We start from the raw sequence: 14,313 nt of genomic DNA on the forward strand, positions 1-14,313 counted from the left end.
ACGCCCGGAGGGCCCGGGGCATCACCCGTCTGCCGGGGCCACGTCCCGCAGCAGCTGGGTGTAGGCGGCCTCGTCGACGACGGGCGTGCCGAAGGACCGGGCCTTGAGGGTCTTGGAGGTGGCCGCGTCCGGGTCGTTGGTGACGAGCAGGCTCGTCAGCCGGGAGACGCTGGTGGCCACGTGCAGACCGGCCTCGACGGTGCGGTCCTCCAGGAGCTCGCGGTCGATGGAGGTGTCCCCGGAGAACGCCACCCGCATCCCTTGCTTGAGCGGCTCGTCGCTCGTGTAACGGCCGGGATTGGGGTACGGGCAGGCCGGCCGCTTCCGCGAGGGACGCCAGCTGTTCGCCCGGTACGAGGAGGAGGGGTACGCGGCGGGCACGGCCGGGGAGGCGGCCCACTCGGTCAGCGGCCGGCACTCCAGGAGCGGCAGCCGCACGCCCTGCTCGGCCGCCGCGTGCAGGCTCGGCCGGAACGCCTCGGCGAGCACCCGGGCGTCGTCCAGCGCGTTGTGCGCCTGGCGCTGCTCGACGCCGAAGTGCGCGGCGAGCGACTCCAGCTTGTGGTTGGGCAGCGGCAGCGACAGCTGCTTGGAGAGCGCGATCGTGCACAGGCGCTGCCGCACGGGCGCGGCGGACTCGGCGCGCGCGTACTCCCGGGCGATCATCTGCCAGTCGAAGATCGCGTTGTGCGCGACGAGCACCCGTCCGTCGAGCCGGGCCGCGAACTCGGCCGCGATCTCCGGGAAGAGCGGCGCACCCTCCAGCGCGTCGCTGGTCAGCCCGTGGATCCACACCGGGCCCGGGTCGCGCTCGGGGTTGACGAGGCTGTACCAGTGGTCCTCGACGTTCCCCTGGGCGTCCAGCCGGTAGACGGCGGCGGACACGATCCGGTCGTCGCGGGCGAGACCGGTGGTCTCCACGTCGACGACCGCGTACCCCTGCGGGTAGGCGGCCGGCCACGCTGCTGCTGTCGTGAGGTCGTCGAGCATGGTCATTGAGAATACGGCCCACGACCGACAATCCCCTCCCCGGACTCCGGGGGCACCCCGCCCGCCGGGCCTCCGGGCGGGTCGTTCCACGGCCGGTGACCGGCCGGGGGCTTGTCGGAAGGTGCCAAAGCCTGCTGACAACCCGTCTCGCATACTTGTTGGTAACAACGTCTAGCCGCGCCCCGACCCCCGCCTCTACCGTCGACGACATGCCGAACCTGCCCGATGTCGTGCTCTGGTCCATACCGGCGTTCGTCCTGCTCACCGTCCTGGAGATGGTCAGCCACCGGATCCATCCCGACGAGGACGCCGCCGGGTACGAGACCAAGGACGCCGCCACCAGCATCGGCATGGGTCTGGGGAGCCTGGCCTTCGACGCGCTGTGGAAGATCCCCGTGGTGGCGATCTACACCGCCGTCTACGAGCTGACCCCGCTCCGCGTGCCCGTCCTCTGGTGGACGATCCCGCTCATGCTGCTCGCCCAGGACTTCTTCTACTACTGGCAGCACCGCGGGCACCACGTCATCCGCATCCTCTGGGCCTGCCACGTCGTCCACCACAGCAGCCGCAGGTTCAACCTCACCACCGCCCTGCGCCAGCCCTGGACCAGCGTGACCTCCTGGCCGTTCTACCTGCCGATGATCGCCCTCGGCGTGCACCCGGCGGCCGTCGCCTTCTGCTACTCGGTCAACCTCGTCTACCAGTTCTGGATCCACACCGAGCGCGTCGGCAAGCTGCCGCGCCCCTTCGAGTACCTCTTCAACACCCCCTCGCACCACCGCGTCCACCACGCCTCCCAGGGCGGCTACCTGGACCGGAACTTCGGCGGGATCCTCATCGTCTGGGACCGGATGTTCGGCTCCTGGGTCGGCGAGACCGAGCGGCCCGTCTACGGCCTCACCAAGAACATCGAGACGTACAACCCGCTCCGGGTCGCCACCCACGAGTACGCCGCCATCGCCCGCGACCTGCGGGCGGCGAACGGCTGGCGCGAGCGGGCCGGGCGGGTCTTCGGCGGTCCGGGCTGGCAGCCGGCCCCCACACCAGTCACGGCCCCGGCCCCGGTCTCGCCGAAGAGCGGCCCCGGCGCGAGTGGCCCCGCCCCCGCCGCCGCCCCCGCCGCGGAGTCCGCCGCGTGAGCGCCCCCGTCGCGCCGCGGGCCGAGTCGTCCGTCCCGCGCGTCCCCGTCCTCTCCCGCGCGCTGCTCGTCGCCCTCGGGATCGCCGTCGCCGTCGACCTGGTCTCCCTGCTCGCCGGGGCCGAGCTCGGCCACCGGATCGCCAAGCCGCTCCTGATGCCGCTGCTCGCCGCGTACGCCGCCACCAAGGGGGCCCCGAAGCTCCTGGTCGTGGCGCTCCTCTTCGGCTGGGGCGGCGACGTCTTCCTGCTCTCCGACGCCGACTGGGCCTTCCTCGTCGGCATGGGCTCCTTCGCCGCCGGACACGTCTGCTACCTGGTGCTCTTCGGCCGCCGGCGCACGTCCCCGGCGCTCGGCGCCCTCTACGCCGCCGCCCTCGCCGGCACCGTCGCGCTCCTGTGGCCCGACCTCCCCGCCGAGCTGCGGATCCCGGTCGCCGGATACTCGCTGCTGCTCACCGCCATGGCCTACCGCGCGAGCTCCCTCGGACTCCTCGCCGGTCTCGGCGGCGCCCTCTTCCTGCTGTCCGACACCCTCATCGCCACCGGCGTCGCCGAGTGGCCCCAGCCGCCCGCGCCCGACTTCTGGATCATGCTGACCTACATCGCGGCGCAGTGCCTGCTGACGACCGGAGCCCTCCGGGCGATGTACGGTGAAAGTCGTACAACCGTCTGACAGCAAGGACCGTCCGTCATGCGCGCCACCACCATCCACGCCCCGTTCGACATGCGCGTGGAGGACGTGCCCGACCCGGTGGTCCAGGACCCCGCCGACGTCGTCCTGCGGGTCCTGCGCGCCTGCATCTGCGGCAGCGACCTGTGGGCCTACCGCGGCGAGTCCGCCCGGCAGCCGGGCCAGCGCATCGGCCACGAGTTCCTCGGCGTCGTCGAGGAGGCCGGCGACGGGGTCCGCGGCTTCCGCAGGGGCGACCTCGTCGTCGCCCCCTTCGTCTGGTCCGACGGCACCTGCGCGTACTGCGCCGAAGGCCTCCAGACCTCCTGCCCGCGCGGCGGCTTCTGGGGCTCCGCGGGCTCCGACGGCGGCCAGGGCGAGGCCGTCCGCGTCCCCTTCGCCGACGGCACCCTCGTCAAGCTGCCCGCCGAGGCGGCCTCCGACGACCGGCTCCTGACCGCGCTCCTCGCTCTCTCCGACGTCCTGGGCACCGGCCACCACGCCGCCCTCGGCGCGGGAGTGGGGCCCGGCTCCACCGTCGCCGTCGTCGGCGACGGAGCCGTCGGCCTCTGCGGCGTCCTCGCCGCCAAGCGGCTCGGCGCCGAGCGGATCATCGCGCTCGGCCGGCACACCGCCCGCACCGACATCGCCCGCGCCTTCGGCGCCACCGATGTCGTCGCCGAGCGCGGGGAGGCCGCCGAGGCCGCCGTCCGCGAGCTCACCGGCGGCCAGGGCGCCCACGGCGTCATCGAGGCCGTCGGCACCGAGCAGTCCATGCGGACCGCCGTCGCGATCGCCCGCGACGGCGGGTCCATCGGCTACGTCGGCGTCCCGCACGGCAGCGGCACCGGCCTCGACCTGTCCGTCATGTTCGACCGGAACATCGCGCTGCGCGGCGGCGTCGCCCCCGTGCGCGCGTACATCCCGGAACTCCTCCCGGACGTCCTCGACGGCACGATCGACCCGTCCCCGGTCTTCGACCTGACCGTCGGCCTCGACGGCGTCCCCGGCGGCTACAGGGCCATGGACGAGCGCACCGCCCTCAAGGTCCTCGTCAAGCCGTAGGGCCCGTCCACGCGGGCGCGTCCGCCCCCGGCAGGCCCGGCGGCCGCGACCAGCCCGCCGGGCCGCCCTCGTACGCGACCGGGGACAGCGCGTGCCGCAGCCGTCCGAGCGGGCCCTCCGTCTCGGTGAGGTGCCGCCCGGGGTCGTACGCGGGCAGCGCGTGCGTCAGCCAGTGGCCCGTCCGCGCGAGGGCCACGCGGACCAGCCGGGTGCCGCCGTCCCGGTCCCGCTCGGTCAGCGACCGCAGGACCGCCGCCGCAAGGAGATAGCCGGTGCCGTGGTCCAGGGCCTGCGCGGGCAGCGCGCCCGGCTCCTCCGCCGAGCCCTCCACCACGGCGATCCCGGTCGCCGCCTGCACCAGCGAGTCGAAGCCGCGCCGCCCGCCCCACGGCCCGTGCTCGCCCCAGGCCGAGACCCGGGCCGTGACGAGCCCCGGGCGGTGGAGACCGAAGCGGTCGAGCGCGCCCGGCCGGTAGCCGGTCACCAGCACGTCGGCCGCGTCCAGGAGTTCGCCGAAGGTGCGCCGGTCCGAGGGCCGCTCCAGGTCGAGGACGGACGTCCGCTTCCCGACGTTCGCGTCCGCGTGCTGGTCCGGCAGCTCAGGATTGCCCGGCGGGTCGATCCGCAGCACGTCCGCGCCGAGCAGCGCGAGCGTCCGGGTCGCCACGGGCCCCGCGAGCACCCGGGTCAGGTCCAGGACCCGCGGCGGCCCCGAACGCGGCCGGGGCGGCGCCTCGTCGAGCCGCTCCCGGGTCAGCGGCGGGCCCTCCGCCACCGCCCGGCCCTGCGGGTGCGCCGCCCACTCCCCGGGCGTGCGCAGGGCGACGGCCAGGCCCCCGGCCCCGTACACCGCCGTCTCGACCTCGACGGCCCGTTGCCCGCCGATCGCCGCCGCCACGGCCTTCACCGCCCCGTCGTCGACCGTCCCCGGCGGCACGCCGAGGGCGGCCAGGAGCGCCGCCCGGTGGTGCGGATAGTTGGCGTGGGTGCGGACCCAGCCGTCTGCCGCCCGCCAGAACCGGGAGAGGGGCGCGAAGTTCACCGGTGCCCGCCCGTCGACCCGCAGGTGCCGCTCGCTCGTGAAGGCGGTGGCCACCGCCCCGTCATCCACCCGCACCGGCCCCGGGAGCCCCGCCCGCTCGACCGCCGCGAGCCCCGCCACCGCGACCGAGGCCCGCGCCAGGTCCATCACCGGCAGCCGGGCCGGCAGCAGCCCCGAGGGCCCGGTGAACGACACCCGGTCGACGAGGGCGGGATCACCGCCGAGGGCCGACCACAGCGACTCCGTACCCGTGCGCACCGTGTTGTCCATGGAGTCCATGGTCCACCCCGTGAGCACGCGGAAGGGCCCCGGCGCGGCGTACCGCACCGGGGCCCCGGGGACCGCTGGTTACCAGCGGACCGCGTCGAGCGCGTCGATCAGACCGGCCCCGTAGAAGCCGTTCTTGTTCTTGCCGCCCTCGCAGACGGCGTCGATCGTGCCGTCGGCGTCGATGTCGTACGGGTTGGTGCAGGCGCGCTTGTCGGCCTGCGCGTACAGCAGGGCCTTCAGCGCCGCCGGGCTCGCGTGCGGGTGCTTCGACTTGATGAGCGCCAGGACGCCCGCCGCGTGCGGCGAGGCCATCGACGTGCCGCCCTTGTAGTTGTAGCCGCCGTTGACCGTGGTCGACAGGATCAGGCCGTTCACCGCCGGGGCGTCCGGCGTCTGGTACGCGGTGCGGTCGCCGCCGGGCGCGGCGACGTCGATGACGCCCAGGCCGTAGTTCGAGTAGGACGCCTTGAGGTCCTTGGCGCCGGTCGCGGAGACCGTGACGACGCCCGGGAGCATCGCCGGGTAGTCCAGGCACTTCTTCGGGTCGATGGTCCGGCCGCCCGGCGTGGAGTCGTTCGGGCTGCTGTCGTCGACGATCGAGTCGGCCGCCAGGTCGAACTTGGAGTTGCCGGCCGCCGCCACGTTGACCGTGCCCTTGCGCTCCGCGTAGCGGGTGGCGCGGGTGACGGCCTCGATCAGGGCCTTCTGGTCCGCGTCGTTCTTGCACGCGAACATCCACGGGTCGGTGTAGTAGCTGTTGTTCGTGATGTCGACGCCGTGCTCGGCCGCCCACACGAAGCCGCAGACCACGGCCTCCGTGTAGAAGAAGCCGTCCGGCGTGGACACCTTGATGCCGGAGACCTTCACGCCCGGGGCGACACCGGTGATGCCGATGCCGTTCTTGGCGGCGGCGATCGTACCGGCGACGTGCGTGCCGTGGTCGCTCTCGCCCGGGTTCGGACGCCACGAACCGGGGGTGGTGTCCGGCTTGCCGGAGACGCAGTTCGCGGAGGCCTTGGCGTTGAAGTTCGGCGCCAGGTCCGGGTGGGTGTCGTCCACGCCCGTGTCGATGACGCCGACGGTGACGCGCTTGCTGCCGAGCGTCCGCTTGTGCGCCTTGTCGGCCTTGATCGCCGGCAGGTCCCACTGCAGGGGCTCGAGGGCGTCCTGCTCGTCCGTCGCCCGGGCCGCGGCGGCCTTGGCCTCGGCCTCGGTCAGCTCCTGCGTGCCGCCGCCGACCGACTTGTCGCCCTGCACGGAGAGCGGGGCGGTACGGGTCGCGCCGGCCGACACCACGCCGCGCGCCTTGCGGACCTGCTTCGCGAAGTCCGGGTTCTGCGAGTGGACGACTATCACGCCTATCTGGTCGTACGAGATGACGACCGTACCGCCCGCGGCGGCTATCGCCTTCTTCACCGACTTGGCGGTCGAGTGGCCCCCGTCGACGTTCACGACGTACGACAGCTTCGGCCCGTCCGTCGCCACGGCGGCGGCCGGGGCGTCGCTCAGCTCCGCGGCCGAGGCACCGGAGGGAAGGAAGCCGAGCGAGGCCGTGAGCGCGAGGCCGACCGGCAGAGCGAGAGCTCGGCCGCGCCTCGATCCCAGATGAGCCATGGGTTCTCCACATCATCCGTATGTACTGTCCGCGCGCGGGTTTGCGCACGGACAGGTGCATGACGAGTGAAGCTATCGCTGATCTTCCTGTCCCATCAATGAGTTGAGAAGACTTCATGAAGATCTGCCCGAGAAAATCCTCGGGGTGAACCGCTTCGCTTCCTCCTCCGTGCCGTTGTGCAGGGGAGGGCTCCACCCGGAGCCCCGGCTCCCGCACCCCCGGTGAGGCCCCCTTTGACCCAGCCGTCCGCCCCCGCGTCACGAGGAGATTCCGTGGCTACCGAAGCACCGCCGCCAGCCCGAAACGGCACGGAGACCGATCGGGGTCCCGTGCCGCCCACCACGGAGCAGTTCGTCGAGGTGCAGGAGGGCGAGGAGTTCGGCGAGCTGCGCCGCACCTACCGCTCGTTCGCCTTCCCCCTCACCCTCGCCTTCATCGCCTGGTACCTGCTCTACGTGCTGCTCTCCAACTACGCGGGCGGCTTCATGGGCACCAGGCTCTTCGGCAACATCAACGTGGCGCTGGTCCTGGGCCTCGGCCAGTTCCTCACCACCTTCCTCATCGCCTGGCTCTACTCGCGGCACGCGGCGAACCGGCTCGACCCCAAGGCCGAGGCCATCAAGTCCCGTATGGAGGGCGACGCATGAGCACCCCCGTCCTGCTCGCGGCGGGCAACGCCACCGGCGAGCACCGGCCCCTGATCATCGCCCTGTTCGGCGCCTTCGTGATCGCCACCCTCGTCATCACCGTGTGGGCCGGCCGGCAGACCCGCAGCGCCGCCGACTTCTACGCCGGCGGACGCCAGTTCACCGGCTTCCAGAACGGCCTGGCGATCTCCGGCGACTACATGTCCGCCGCGTCCTTCCTCGGCATCGCCGGCGCCATCGCCCTCTTCGGCTACGACGGCTTCCTCTACTCGATCGGCTTCCTCGTCGCCTGGCTCGTCGCCCTGCTCCTGGTCGCCGAACCGCTGCGCAACTCCGGCCGCTTCACCATGGGCGACGTCCTCGCCTACCGGATGCGCCAGCGCCCGGTCCGCACCGCCGCCGGCACCTCCACCATCGTCGTCTCGATCTTCTACCTGCTCGCGCAGATGGCCGGAGCGGGCGTCCTCGTCTCGCTGCTCCTCGGCATCACCAGCGACGGCGGCAAGGTCGCGATCGTCGCCCTCGTCGGCGTCCTGATGATCGTGTACGTGACCATCGGCGGCATGAAGGGCACCACCTGGGTGCAGATGGTCAAGGCCGTCCTGCTCATCGCGGGCACGCTCCTGATCACCTTCCTCATCCTGTGGAAGTTCCACTTCAACCTGTCGGAGCTGCTCGGCGCGGCCGCCACCAACAGCGGCAAGGGCCAGGCCTTCCTGGAGCCCGGCCTCAAGTACGGCGCCACCGCCACCTCGAAGCTGGACTTCCTCTCGCTCGGCATCGCGCTCGTCCTCGGCACGGCCGGCCTGCCCCACATCCTCATCCGCTTCTACACGGTCCCGACCGCCAAGGCCGCCCGGAAGTCGGTCAACTGGGCCATCGGCATCATCGGCGCCTTCTACCTGATGACGATCGTCCTGGGCTTCGGCGCCGCCGCCCTGCTCAAGAACAGCGACATCGTCGCCTCCAACAAGGCGGGCAACACCGCGGCCCCGCTCGCGGCCCTGGAGATCGGCGGCGGAGCGGGCTCCACCGGCGGCGCGATCCTCCTCGCCGTCATCTCCGCCGTCGCCTTCGCGACCATCCTCGCCGTCGTCGCCGGCCTGACCCTGGCCTCCTCGTCGTCCTTCGCGCACGACATCTACGCCAACGTCATCCGGCGCGGACAGGCCACCGAGAAGGAGGAGGTGCGGGCCGCCCGCTGGGCGACCGTCCTCATCGGCGTCGTCTCCATCGCGCTCGGCGCCCTCGCCCGCGACCTCAACGTCGCCGGCCTGGTCGCCCTCGCCTTCGCGGTCGCCGCCTCCGCCAACCTGCCGACGATCCTGTACTCGCTCTTCTGGAAGCGGTTCACCACCCAGGGCGCCCTGTGGTCGATCTACGGCGGCCTGGTCTCCGCCGTCGTCCTGGTGCTGTTCTCGCCGGTCGTCTCCGGCAAGCCGACCTCGATGTTCAAGAGCGTCGACTTCTACTGGTTCCCGCTGGAGAACCCCGGGCTCGTCTCCATCCCGCTCGGCTTCCTGCTCGGCTGGCTCGGCTCGGTCCTCTCCAAGGAGAAGGCCGACAAGGGCAAGTACGCGGAGCTGGAGGTCAAGTCCCTCACCGGTGTCGGAGCGCACTGAACCGCACACGTTCCGCGTTCCCCGGGCGGCCGCGTCGTAGGCTTCTACGACGCGGCCGCGCCGGTCCTCGTGACAATCTGTCCTGCTCGATGTCGCACCGCTCGCGTAGGCTCGGAACAGGCGATCGAAACGAACCGATCCACAGACGGGGAGGGGGCCCACCGTGCTCATCGACACCTTCGGCCGGGTCGCCACCGACCTGCGCGTCTCGCTCACGGACCGGTGCAACCTGCGCTGCACCTACTGTATGCCGGAGGAGGGCCTCCAGTGGCTCGCCAAACCGGACCTGCTCACGGACGACGAGATCGTCCGGCTCATCCGCATCGCCGTCACCGACCTCGGCGTCACCGAGGTCCGCTTCACCGGCGGTGAACCGCTGCTCCGCCCCGGCCTCGTCGGCATCGTCGAGCGCTGCGCGGCCCTGGAGCCCCGCCCCCGGATGTCCCTCACCACCAACGGCATCGGGCTCAAGCGCACCGCGACCGCGCTCGAGGCCGCGGGCCTCGACCGGGTCAACGTCTCGCTCGACACCCTGCGCCCCGACGTCTTCAAGACCCTCACCCGCCGCGACCGGCACCGGGACGTCCTCGACGGCATGGCCGCCGCCCGCGACGCCGGCCTGGTCCCGGTCAAGGTCAACGCCGTCCTGATGCCCGGGCTCAACGACGACGAGGCCCCCGACCTGCTGGCCTGGGCGATCGAGGAGGGGTACGAGCTCCGCTTCATCGAACAGATGCCGCTCGACGCCCAGCACGGCTGGAAGCGCGACGGCATGATCACCGCGGGGGACATCCTGGAGTCCCTGCGCACCCGCTTCGCCCTGACCCCGGAGGGCGCCGACGAGCGCGGCTCGGCCCCCGCCGAGCGCTGGGTCGTCGACGGCGGACCGCACACGGTCGGCGTCATCGCCTCCGTCACCCGCCCGTTCTGCCGGGCCTGCGACCGGACCCGGCTCACCGCCGACGGGCAGGTCCGCACCTGCCTCTTCGCCACCGAGGAGACCGACCTGCGGGCCGCGCTCCGCTCGGACGCCGGGGACGCCGAGGTCGCGGAGCTCTGGAAGAAGGCGATGTGGGGCAAGAAGGCCGGCTCCGGCCTCGACGACCCGAGCTTCCTCCAGCCCGACCGTCCGATGTCGGCGATCGGCGGCTGAGGACGTGAGGACCTGGGGGGTGCCGGGCACCCCCTAGGAGTCGGTCGGCTCCCAGTCGGCCAGCGGCACGACGTCCTTGAGGAAGCCCCGTACGCCCAGGAACTGGGAGAGGTGTTCGCGGTGCTCCTCGCACGCGAGCCAGGTCTTGCGCCGCTCCGGCGTGTGCAGCTTGGGGTTGTTCCACGCGAGCACCCAGACGGCGTCGGCGCGGCAGCCCTTGGCGGAACAGATCGGCTTCTCTTCGCTCACTGGACCCATGATCATCCGGTCATTGTCCAGCAAGGGCGATGCCGAGCAGCCACGGGGGGAGCTGCCCGGCACCGGTCCGTCGCTCCGACGGGGGATGCGGAGCGCGTAGGCAGTATGTCACGGCACATGGGGTGCGGTGCACTGGAACTTCATGATTGATCTGAGCTTTTCTTGAGGTTTCCGGCCACGCTCGGTGATCAGTTCCGGCCGTGCGCGCGGTCCGCCTCCGGAGCCGTCTCCGACCCCTCCGCGCCGAGCGCGGGCCGCACCGGAGTCGGTACGAAGGTGGAGGGAAGGGACGGCGTCGACTCGCGTCCCGCGTTGGCGATCACCACGGCGACGTACGGCAGGAGGATGCCCAGGGCCAGCGCCACGACCGCCACGTGCCGCTCGACGTTCCACAGCACCGCGGCGGCGATCACGGAGAGCGTCCGGACCGTCATCGAGATGACGTACCTCCGCTGCCGCCCCCGGACGTCGTCGGCGAGCCCCTGCCGGGCCCCCGTGATCCGGAAGACCTCGGTTCCGCCACGCTTCGGCATCACCGTTCACCACCCGCCGGTCGCGCCGGACCCACCCCGGTCCGGTCCTCGTTCCACGGTACGCCCGCCCTCCGGCGCGTACGAGACCGGGGCACGTATGGCGCTGTCCGACATGCGCCCTATGTCGGCAAGGCCGAGACTGGCCCCACATGCTTACAAGGAGGCGACAATGGGTTGGTTGTGGGCGATCATCGTGGGACTCGTCCTCGGTCTGATCGCGAGGGCGATCCTGCCGGGCAAGCAGCAGATCCCGCTCTGGCTGACGGTCGTGTTCGGCATCCTCGGCAGCGTCCTCGGAAACGCGGTCGCGACCTGGATCGGCGTGAACGACACCAAGGGCATCGACTGGATCCGCCATCTGCTCCAGCTGATCGGCGCGGTCGTCGTCGTCGGCCTGGGCGACATGCTCTGGGTCTCGATGAAGGGCAACAGACGACGGGCCTGACCCCCGAGGGGTGACACGACCGGAGGCCCGGTACGGCACGTGGTGTGCCGTACCGGGCCTCCGGTCATGCCGTACGGGCGGACCCGTCAGGCGCCGGTGTACTCGATCGCCGCCAGGTTCTTCTTGCCGCGCCGCAGCACCAGCCAGCGCCCGTGCAGCAGGTCGTCCGCCGACACCTCGGCGTCCTCGGCGGTGACCTTCGCGTTGTTCACGTACGCCCCGCCCTCCTTCACCGTGCGGCGCGCCGCCGACTTGCTCGCCACCAGGCCGACCTCGGCGAACAGGTCCACCACCTGGCCGAGCTCCGACACGCGCGCGTGCGGCAGCTCGGACAGGGCCGCGGCCAGCGTCGGCCCGTCCAGCTCGGCCAGGTCGCCCTGGCCGAACAGCGCCTTGGAGGCGGCGATGACGGCCGCGCACTGCTCGGCGCCGTGCACCAGGGTGGTCAGCTCCTCGGCCAGCGCCCGCTGGGCCGCCCGGGCCTGCGGCCGCTCGGCGGTCTGCGCCTCCAGCTCCTCCAGCTCCTCACGGGAACGGAAGGAGAGGATCCGCATGTACGTGGAGATGTCCCGGTCGTCCACGTTCAGCCAGAACTGGTAGAACGCGTACGGCGTGGTCATCTCCGGGTCCAGCCAGACGGCCCCGCCCTCGGTCTTGCCGAACTTGGTGCCGTCCGCCTTGACCATCAGCGGGGTCGCGAGCGCGTGGACCTCGGCCCCCGGCTCCAGGCGGTGGATCAGGTCGAGCCCGGCCACCAGGTTGCCCCACTGGTCCGAGCCGCCCTGCTGGAGCACGCAGCCGTAGCGCCGGTACAGCTCCAGGAAGTCCATGCCCTGGAGCAGCTGGTAGCTGAACTCGGTGTAGCTGATGCCCTGCTCGGACTCCAGGCGCCGGGCCACGGAGTCCTTGGTCAGCATCTTGTTGACCCGGAAGTGCTTGCCGATGTCCCGCAGGAACTCGATCGCCGAGAGGCCGGCGGTCCAGTCCAGGTTGTTCACCATGACCGCCGCGTTCTCCCCCTCGAAGGAGAGGAACGGCTCGATCTGCGAACGCAGCCGGTTCACCCAGTTCGCGACCGTCTCCGGGTCGTTCAGGGTGCGCTCGGCCGACGGCCGCGGGTCGCCGATCTGCCCGGTGGCCCCGCCGACCAGCGCCAGCGGCCGGTGACCGGCCCGCTGGAGCCGGCGGACGGTGAGGACCTGGACCAGGTGACCGACGTGGAGACTGGCCGCGGTCGGGTCGAAGCCGCAATAGAACGTGACGGGACCGTCCGCGAGAGCCTTGCGCAGTGCGTCCTCATCGGTGGACTGGGCGAAGAGCCCGCGCCACTTCAGCTCGTCGACGATGTCCGTCACGGTCGTCCGTCTCCTTGATTGATCGGGGTGGTGCCGGGGCCCAGTCTAGGTGGGTCAGACCCCCTTGCTGACCGAGCTCATGTTGAAGTCCGGCACCCGCAGGGCGGGCATCGCGGCCCGGGTGAACCAGTCGCTCCACTCGCGCGGCAGCGTCTTCTCCGTACGGCCCGCCTCCGAGGCCCGCGACAGCAGGTCCACCGGCGACTCGTTGAACCGGAAGTTGTTCACCTCGCCGACCACCTCGCCGTTCTCGACGAGGTAGACGCCGTCCCGGGTCAGCCCGGTGAGCAGCAGCGTCGCCGGGTCGACCTCGCGGATGTACCAGAGGCAGGTCAGCAGCAGACCGCGCTCGGTGGAGGACACCATCTCCTCCAGGGAACGCTCCCCGCCGCCGTCCAGGATCAGGTTCCCCGCTCCGGGGGCCACGGGCAACCGAGTAAGCCCCGCCGAGTGCCGGGTGGTGACCAGCCGCTCCAGCTTCCCGTCCCGCACCCAGTCCGTCGGCCCCAGCGGCAGGCCGTTGTCGAAGACCGACGAGTCGTCGCCGGAGGAGTGCGCGATCACGAACGGCGCGGACTCCAGGCCCGGCTCGTTCGGGTCGGTGCGCAGCGTCAGCGGCAGCTGCGAGAGGGTCTCGCCCAGCCGGGTGCCGCCGCCGGGCTTGGAGAAGACCGTACGGCCCTCCACCGCGTCCCGGGCCGCGGCGTTCCACTGCTGGTAGATCAGCAGGTCGGCCACGGCGGTCGGCGGCAGCAGCGTCTCGTAGCGCCCGGCGGGCAGCTCGATCCGCCGCTCCGCCCAGCCGAGCCGGACCGCCAGGTCGGCGTCGAGCGCCGCCGGGTCGACGTCCTTGAAGTCCCGCGTCGCGCGCCCGGCCCAGGCGGAGCGCGAGCGGTCGGGGGACTTGGCGTTCAGCTCCAGGGTCCCGTTGGGCTGGTCGTGCCGCAGCCGCAGCCCCGTCGACGTGCCCAGATAGGTGGAGGTCAGCTCGTGGTGGGCGAAGCCGTACAGCTCGCGGCCGCCGGCCCGGGCCCGGGCGAAGGCCTCGCCGAGCGCGGGCGCGAAGTCCCCGAAGACGGCGGAGGAGGTCTCCGCCGGGGCGTCCGTGAAGTCGGGGGAGACGGGCACGCCCTCCACCAGCGGCTGCGCGTCCTCGGCGGGCCCGGCGGACCGGGCGGCGGCCTCGGCGGCCCGCACCAGGGGCTCCAGGTCGTCCACGGTCACGGCGGACCGGGAGACGACGCCGGAGGCGGTGCCCTGCGCGCCGTCGACGGTCGCGATCACCGTGAGGGTGCGGCCCCGGGTGACGCCGTTCGTCGTGAGGGCGTTCCCCGCCCAGCGCAGATTGGCCGAGGACTCCTCGTCCGCGATGACGACGCACCCGTCGGCCCGGGACAGCTCCAGGGCCCGCTCGACGATCTCGTACGGCTTGCTGACGCGGCTCATCGTCCCGCCTCCTGCGTCGTGTTCAGACTGTGCTTGCCCGGGGGACGACCCCCGGACCCCCG

Annotated in this window: 14 protein-coding genes; 7 read left to right on the forward strand and 7 right to left on the reverse strand. The window is 72.2% G+C overall.

The features are described 5' to 3' along the window. Positions 1 to 21 precede the first annotated feature (21 nt). Positions 22 to 996 (reverse strand): DEDDh family exonuclease, encoded by a 975-nt coding sequence (locus ACIQVI_RS12590; RefSeq protein ID WP_351972951.1) that lies wholly within the window; start codon positions 994 to 996, stop codon positions 22 to 24. Between the two features lie 203 nt (positions 997 to 1,199). Here ACIQVI_RS12590 and ACIQVI_RS12595 point away from each other — a divergent pair, with 203 nt between their 5' ends. The 3 genes from ACIQVI_RS12595 to ACIQVI_RS12605 are packed head-to-tail and all read left to right on the forward strand — an operon-like array spanning position 1,200 to position 3,865. Then, on the forward strand, positions 1,200 to 2,129 hold the full coding sequence (locus ACIQVI_RS12595) for a sterol desaturase family protein (RefSeq protein WP_403594423.1): 930 nt from the start codon (positions 1,200 to 1,202) through the stop codon (positions 2,127 to 2,129). Beyond that, positions 2,126 to 2,803, forward strand: coding sequence for a lysoplasmalogenase (locus ACIQVI_RS12600; RefSeq protein ID WP_403594426.1), 678 nt, complete (start codon positions 2,126 to 2,128; stop codon positions 2,801 to 2,803). The genes ACIQVI_RS12595 and ACIQVI_RS12600 overlap by 4 nt, the downstream gene beginning before the upstream one ends. A gap of 18 nt (positions 2,804 to 2,821) precedes the next feature. Continuing rightward, positions 2,822 to 3,865: a zinc-dependent alcohol dehydrogenase family protein gene (locus ACIQVI_RS12605; RefSeq protein ID WP_403594429.1), complete on the forward strand. Its 1,044-nt coding sequence runs from the start codon at positions 2,822 to 2,824 to the stop codon at positions 3,863 to 3,865. Here ACIQVI_RS12605 and ACIQVI_RS12610 read toward each other — a convergent pair. Continuing rightward, on the reverse strand, positions 3,855 to 5,177 hold the full coding sequence (locus ACIQVI_RS12610; protein WP_403594432.1) for a CoA transferase: 1,323 nt from the start codon (positions 5,175 to 5,177) through the stop codon (positions 3,855 to 3,857). The genes ACIQVI_RS12605 and ACIQVI_RS12610 overlap by 11 nt on opposite strands. Positions 5,178 to 5,255: 78 nt before the next feature. Then, complete coding sequence (locus ACIQVI_RS12615; protein WP_351973598.1) at positions 5,256 to 6,791, reverse strand: S8 family serine peptidase; 1,536 nt, start codon at positions 6,789 to 6,791, stop codon at positions 5,256 to 5,258. A gap of 273 nt (positions 6,792 to 7,064) precedes the next feature. Between ACIQVI_RS12615 and ACIQVI_RS12620 the strand changes: the two genes are divergently transcribed. The 3 genes from ACIQVI_RS12620 (at position 7,065) to moaA (ending at position 10,214) form a co-directional block, all read left to right on the forward strand. Beyond that, entirely contained in the window at positions 7,065 to 7,439 is a 375-nt protein-coding gene (locus ACIQVI_RS12620) for a DUF485 domain-containing protein (RefSeq protein ID WP_351973597.1), read from the forward strand. Next, entirely contained in the window at positions 7,436 to 9,061 is a 1,626-nt protein-coding gene (locus ACIQVI_RS12625; protein WP_121830431.1) for a cation acetate symporter, read from the forward strand. Before ACIQVI_RS12620 ends, ACIQVI_RS12625 begins: the two co-directional genes overlap by 4 nt. Positions 9,062 to 9,224: 163 nt before the next feature. Then, positions 9,225 to 10,214, forward strand: coding sequence for a GTP 3',8-cyclase MoaA (gene moaA, locus ACIQVI_RS12630; RefSeq protein ID WP_351973595.1), 990 nt, complete (start codon positions 9,225 to 9,227; stop codon positions 10,212 to 10,214). Positions 10,215 to 10,247: 33 nt separating this feature from the next. Here moaA and ACIQVI_RS12635 read toward each other — a convergent pair whose 3' ends face one another. Together ACIQVI_RS12635 and ACIQVI_RS12640 are read right to left on the reverse strand one after the other, a co-directional pair. Beyond that, positions 10,248 to 10,472: a hypothetical protein gene (locus tag ACIQVI_RS12635; RefSeq protein ID WP_403594561.1), complete on the reverse strand. Its 225-nt coding sequence runs from the start codon at positions 10,470 to 10,472 to the stop codon at positions 10,248 to 10,250. 188 nt (positions 10,473 to 10,660) lie between these two features. Continuing rightward, positions 10,661 to 11,005 carry a DUF3099 domain-containing protein gene (locus ACIQVI_RS12640; protein WP_403594438.1) on the reverse strand — a complete coding sequence of 115 codons (345 nt, stop codon included), beginning with the start codon at positions 11,003 to 11,005 and terminating at the stop codon, positions 10,661 to 10,663. Positions 11,006 to 11,174: 169 nt separating this feature from the next. On the opposite strand from ACIQVI_RS12640, the gene ACIQVI_RS12645 reads away from it, so the two are divergent. Further along, the gene (locus tag ACIQVI_RS12645; protein WP_351973592.1) at positions 11,175 to 11,450 is read left to right on the forward strand and encodes a GlsB/YeaQ/YmgE family stress response membrane protein; all 276 of its coding nucleotides are present in this window, start codon (positions 11,175 to 11,177) and stop codon (positions 11,448 to 11,450) included. An 86-nt stretch (positions 11,451 to 11,536) separates the two neighbouring features. Here the strand turns inward: ACIQVI_RS12645 and tyrS are convergent, their stop codons facing one another. Both tyrS and ACIQVI_RS12655 read right to left on the reverse strand, forming a co-directional pair. Next, on the reverse strand, positions 11,537 to 12,805 hold the full coding sequence (gene tyrS / locus ACIQVI_RS12650) for a tyrosine--tRNA ligase (RefSeq protein WP_351973820.1): 1,269 nt from the start codon (positions 12,803 to 12,805) through the stop codon (positions 11,537 to 11,539). Between the two features lie 54 nt (positions 12,806 to 12,859). Continuing rightward, positions 12,860 to 14,251 carry a metallopeptidase TldD-related protein gene (locus tag ACIQVI_RS12655; protein WP_403594441.1) on the reverse strand — a complete coding sequence of 464 codons (1,392 nt, stop codon included), beginning with the start codon at positions 14,249 to 14,251 and terminating at the stop codon, positions 12,860 to 12,862. Positions 14,252 to 14,313: the final 62 nt, after the last annotated feature.

Source organism: Streptomyces sp. NPDC098101, from assembly GCF_044760185.1.
In the GTDB taxonomy this organism is placed as follows: domain Bacteria; phylum Actinomycetota; class Actinomycetes; order Streptomycetales; family Streptomycetaceae; genus Streptomyces.